This is a genomic window from Streptomyces rugosispiralis, assembly GCF_024505145.1.
Classification (GTDB): domain Bacteria; phylum Actinomycetota; class Actinomycetes; order Streptomycetales; family Streptomycetaceae; genus Streptomyces; species Streptomyces rugosispiralis.
The window spans coordinates 1-5447 of record NZ_JANIAA010000106.1 but is presented as its reverse complement, the minus strand read 5'-3'; the positions used below and the strand labels follow the sequence as shown (position 1 = coordinate 5447).

Here is a 5447-nt window from a genome sequence, read left to right as displayed (position 1 = left end):
CCCTGGCCATACGTGTCCAGAAGCGCCTGCGCCTCGATCGGATCGCCCAGCGCCGTACCCGTCCCATGCGCCTCCACCACATCCACATCCGCAGCCACCAGCCCCGCGCTCGCCAGCGCCTGCCGGATCACCCGCTGCTGCGACGGACCATTCGGAGCCGTCAACCCATTCGACGCACCATCCTGGTTCACCGCGCTGCCCCGCACCACCGCCAACACCCGGTGACCGTTCCGCTCCGCATCCGACAACCGCTCGACCAGCAGCACACCCGCGCCCTCGGAGAAGCCGGTGCCGTCCGCCGCGGCCGCGAAGGCCCTGCAACGGCCGTCCTTGGACATCCCGCGCTGGCGGGAGAAGCCGACGAAGATGCCGGGGTTGGCCATGACGGTCACGCCTCCGGCCAGCGCCATCGAGCACTCGCCCAACCGCAGCGCCTGCACGGCCAGATGCAACGCCACCAGCGACGAGGAACACGCCGTGTCCACCGCCACCGACGGCCCCTCGAAGCCAAGCGCGTACGACACCCGCCCCGACAAGACGCTGGCCGAGGTGCCCGTACCCATGACCGCCTCGAGCTCCTCGGGGACCCGCGCTCCGGAACCGTAGCTGTGGTACGTCACGCCGGAGAAGACGCCGATGTCCTTGCCGCGCAACGCGGTCGGGTCGATCCCCGCCCGTTCGAACGCCTCCCAGGAGGTCTCGAGCATGATGCGCTGTTGCGGATCCATCGCCAGGGCCTCACGCGGCGAAATGCCGAAGAAGCCCGCGTCGAACTCCCCCGCGTCGTGGAGAAAGCCACCCTCGCGGACATAGCTGGTGCCCGGGTGATCCGGATCCGGGTGGAAGAGATTCTCCAGATCCCAGCCGCGGTCCTCCGGAAACCCGCCGATCGCGTCACCACCCTCCATCACCAGGTCCCAGAGCGCCTCCGGTGTGGTCACCCCGCCCGGCAACCGGCACGCCATCCCCACGATCGCGATCGGCTCCGACAGGCCGCGGCGTATGTCGGCGTTCTCCCGCTCGAGCCGTTCGTTCTCCAGGAGCGTGACACGCAGCGCTTCGACGACCTTCGCTTCGGGAGTGGTCATCCCGGCCTCCGCATTCCGAACCGACATTACTTCCCGGCCTTGCTCATGGCTCGTCGCACCAGACTGGCGACATCCATGTCGGCGATCGCAGCAGTCGATTGCCCGTCTGCCGATTGCTCCTCCCCCGTTTGCTCCCCCGCCGTTTGCTCTTCCGTCGCTTGCCCGTCCATCTGCCGCACCGCTTCGGGCTCTCGGACCAGCGCCATGAGGGTGTCGAGGATGCCCAGCTCCCGGAAGCGGCTCAGCGGGGTCCTGGCCAGTGCGCGGCGCAGATCCTCCTCACTCCCGGCGAGGCGCCGCTCAGGTGGGGCGTCCGGGCAGAGCTTCGTCCGCAAGTGGCGCATCAGGGCAGTGGGCGTCGGATAGTCGAAGACCAGCGTGGCCGGGAGCCGTATCCCGGTGTGGTTGGCCAGCCGGTTGCGCAGTTCCACCGCCGTGAGGGAGTCGAAGCCGATTTCGTTGAACGCCAGGTCCGGCCCGATGGCGTGGGCGGAGGCGTGGCCCAGGACCCGAGCCGCCTCCCGGCAGACCAGGCCGAGCAGGATCTGCTCCTGCTCCTCGGGGGTGGCCCTGGTCAGGCGCTGGGTGAAGGCGTCCAGATCGGCGGCGGTCCGCGCGATGCGCCGACTCTGCCGGACGAGGCCACGGAGCAACGGTGGCACCGGTCCGGTGGCGGTGGTCTGGGCCCGCAGTGCGCCCAGATCCAGTTTCATCGGAAGCACCACCGGCTGGGGCATGCGCAGTGCGGTGTCGAACAGTGCCCCGCCTTCGTCCTCCGACAGCCCGGCCACGCCCCCGCGCGCCATGCGCTGCTGGTCGGCGTCGGTGAGGTGGCCGGTCAGCCCGACCCCCGCGCCCTGTGCCCACAGCCCCCAGCCCAGGGAGATGCCCGGAAGTCCCTCGGTGCGGCGCCGATGTGCCAAGGCGTCCAGGAAGGCGTTGGCCGCCACATAGCCTCCCTGCCCCGAGCCGCCCAGCGTCCCCGCGGCCGAGGAGAACAGGACGAAGGCCGCCAGATCCAGATGCCGGGTCAGCTCATGCAGATGGAGTGCGGCGTCCACCTTCGGGGCGAAGACCGTGTCCAGCCGGTCCCTGGTCAAGGCGGTGATCACACCGTCGTCGAGCGCGCCCGCGCTGTGCACCACGCCGGTCAGCGGCGCGTCTTCGGGCAGTGCGGACAGCAACCCGGCCAGGGCGTCGCGGTCTGCCACATCGCAGGCGGCGATCCGTACCCGTGCGCCGAGCGAGGTCAGTTCCCGCACCAGCTCTCCGGCGCCGGCGGCCTGGGGTCCGCTTCGGCTCGTCAGCACCAGATTCCGTACGCCGTGCTCGGTCGCCAGGCGCCGCGCGGCCACCTTGCCCAGCGATCCGGTACCACCCGTGATGAGCACGGTGCCGTCCGGGTCGAGTCGGCGCGGCAGGGTGAACACGTTCTTGCCGATGTGCTGCGCCCGGCTCATGAAGCGGAAGGCGGCCGGAGCGTGCCGGATGTCCCATACGGTCACCGGTGGCGGGGTCAGCACCCCCTTCTCGAAGAGGTCGACCAGCTCGGTCAGCATCCGCTGGATGCGCTCGCCACCGGCCTCGGCCAGGTCGAACGCCCGATAAGCCACGCCGGGGCGCTGAGTGCCCACCTCCTCGGCGTCCCGGATATCGCTCTTGCCCATCTCGATGAACCGGCCGCCCCTGGGCAGCAACCGGAGTGAGGCGTCCACGAAGTCCCCGGCCAGGGCGTCCAGCACCACATCGAAGCCACGGCCGTCGGTCAGCTCGAGAAACCGCCGCTCGAACTCCAGCGTCCGGGAGTTGGCAAGCCGTCCGTCCGGGACTCCGGCGGTACGCGCCGCGTCCCACTTGGCCGGGCTGGCCGTTCCGTAGACCTCGGCGCCCCAATGCCGCGCCAGCTGCACCGCGGCCATGCCGACGCCACCGGCGGCCGCGTGGATCAGGACCGACTCCCCGCGCTCCAGCCCTGCCAGGTCCCGCAGCCCGAAGTAGGCGGTGAGGAATGCGCAGGGGACCGCGGCCGCCTGCTCGAAGGACCACCCCTCGGGCATCTGGACGAGGGTGAGGCAGTCGGCGACGGCGATGGGGCCGCCCGCACCCTCGAAGAGCCCCATCACCCGGTCGCCCGGGGCGAAGCGGGTGACACCCGGGCCGACCTCCCTGACCACACCCGCGCCCTCGTTGCCGATGCTGATCTCGCCGGGGTACATGCCCAGCGCCATCAGCACATCGCGGAAGTTGAGTCCCGCGGCACGTGTCTCGATCCGGACATGGCCCGGCGGCAGTGGCGCCAGTGCCCGCGGCGACGGCAGCAGCGCCAGGCCCTCCAGCGTCCCCGGACCACGGGTGCCCAACTGCCACGCGGGTTCTCCCTCGGGTGCCACCAGTGCCTCGTCGGCCGTCGCCCGGGTCAGGCGGCGTTGGTGGCAGACGCCCGCGCGTAGCGCGAGCTGCGGTTCATCTCCGGCCAGCAGAGCGGGCAGCAGGGTGGGCAGGGCCTCCGTGGAGGCCGGTGTGTCGTCCAGATCGAGGAGCAGGATCCGCCCGGGGTTCTCCGACTGCGCGGTGCCGACCAGCCCCCAGGCCGCGGCGACCGCCGGATCGACCGGGTCGGTGTCCCGCACTCCTACGGCGCGCCGCGTCAGCACCACCAGGCGTGAGTCCTCCAGCGTGGGCTCGGTCAGCCATGTCTGCAGCACGTCCAGCACTTGGCCGGTCAGCTCATGCGCGCGGGTCGCGCTGGTGTCGTCGCTCGCGCCATCGCCGGGACCGATCTCGTACAGCAGCACCTGCGGTACCTCGACCGGCGCGTCGGTTCGGGCGGCCAACTGCCGTACGTCCTGGGCCGTGTGTACGGAGACGGTGTCCAGTGGTACGTCGGCGGCCTCGACCCGCAGTGGCTCCCACCCTACGAGGAACATCCGGTCGGCCGAGGCCCGTGCGGCGGTGCCCAGCAACGCCGCCGGCATCGGCCGCGACACCAATGACTCGATCACCGCCACCGCCGCCCCGCTCGGATCGGCCAGCCGCAGGCCGACGCCTTCCTTGCCGTTGGGTGTGATACGTACGCGCAGTGCCGAAGCGCCGGAGGCGTGCAGGGATACTCCGCGATAGGCGAACGGCAACGCGGGCCCTGCCTGGTCGTCGGTACGGTCGCGGAACGCGGTGGCGTGCAGGGCCGCGTCGAGCAGTGCGGGGTGCAGCCCGAACGCGGCGGCTTCGGCCGACAGCTCCTCGGGCAGGCCGACCTCGGCGTAGATCTCGTCGCCTCGTGTCCACGCGGCGCGCAGACCACGGAAGGCGGGGCCGTATCCGTAACCGCTCGCCTCCAGCTCCTCGTAGACGCCGCGCACCCGCTCCTCCGGGACTGCCACCGCCCCGGTGGGAGGCCACTGCGTCAGGTCCGCGTCCAGGTCACCAGCGGTGTCTTGGGCGAGAGTGCCGCTGATGTGGCGAGTCCAGGGGGTGTCGGTGTCGCCGTCCCGGCCGCGTGAGTGCACTGCCACCGGGCGCCGGCCGGAGTCGTCCGCCGCGCCGACACTCACCCGCAACTGCACACCGTCGCGCTCGGGCAGGGCGAGCGGCGCTTCGACGACAAGCTCTTCGACGACACCACAGCCGACCTCGTCACCGGCGCGCACCGCCAGCTCCACGAAGGCCGCGCCGGGCAACAGCAACGTGCCCGCCGCCGCGTGGTCGGCCAGCCACGGATGCGTACGCAGCGACAGTCGGGAGGTGAACAGCAGGCCCCCCGACTCGGGCAGCTCGGTCACGGCACCCAGCAGTGGGTGGTCGGCCCGCACAAGCCCCAGCGCGGTCGCGTCCACCGATTCGCCTCGCCGTCCCAGCCAGTAGTGCTGACGCTGGAAGGCGTAGGTGGGCAGATCCAGCGCGGCGTGGGCAGGGGTGTCGCCGAGCAGGGCGGTCCAGTCGACGGGAACACCACGTACATACGCTTCGGCCAGGGAGGTGAGCACGCGGCGCATGCCACCCTCGTCCCGGCGGAGCGTCCCGGTCACCACCACCGGCCCCGCGTCGGCTCGCTCTGCCGCCGCCTCGATGCTCATCGTCAGCACCGGATGGGCACTCACCTCAATGAACGCCGCGAAGCCTTCCTCGATCAGCCGGTCGATGGACGGGGCGAAGCGCACCGTGCTCCGCAGGTTGCGGTACCAGTACCCGGCATCCAACTCGGCCGTATCCACCCACTCCCCCTCCACCGTGGAGAAGAACGGGATACGCGAGGACACCGGCCGAACCTGCGACAACGACCGAACCAACTCCCCCTCGATCGCCTCCACCTGCGACGTATGCGAGGCATAGTCCACATCGATCCGCCGTGCCCGCACCCCA

The 5447-nt window shown here is 71.1% G+C and carries 2 protein-coding genes; both read right to left on the bottom strand.

Annotated elements, in window-relative coordinates; all coding sequences use genetic code 11:
* Positions 1-1088 (bottom strand): beta-ketoacyl synthase N-terminal-like domain-containing protein (locus NP777_RS46435; RefSeq protein ID WP_256656247.1); only part of this gene is annotated, 1088 nt, incomplete at its 3' end.
* A gap of 26 nt (positions 1089-1114) precedes the next feature.
* Positions 1115-5447, bottom strand: a 4333-nt coding sequence (locus NP777_RS46430; protein ID WP_305890845.1) for an SDR family NAD(P)-dependent oxidoreductase, incomplete at its 5' end; no start/stop codon positions are given.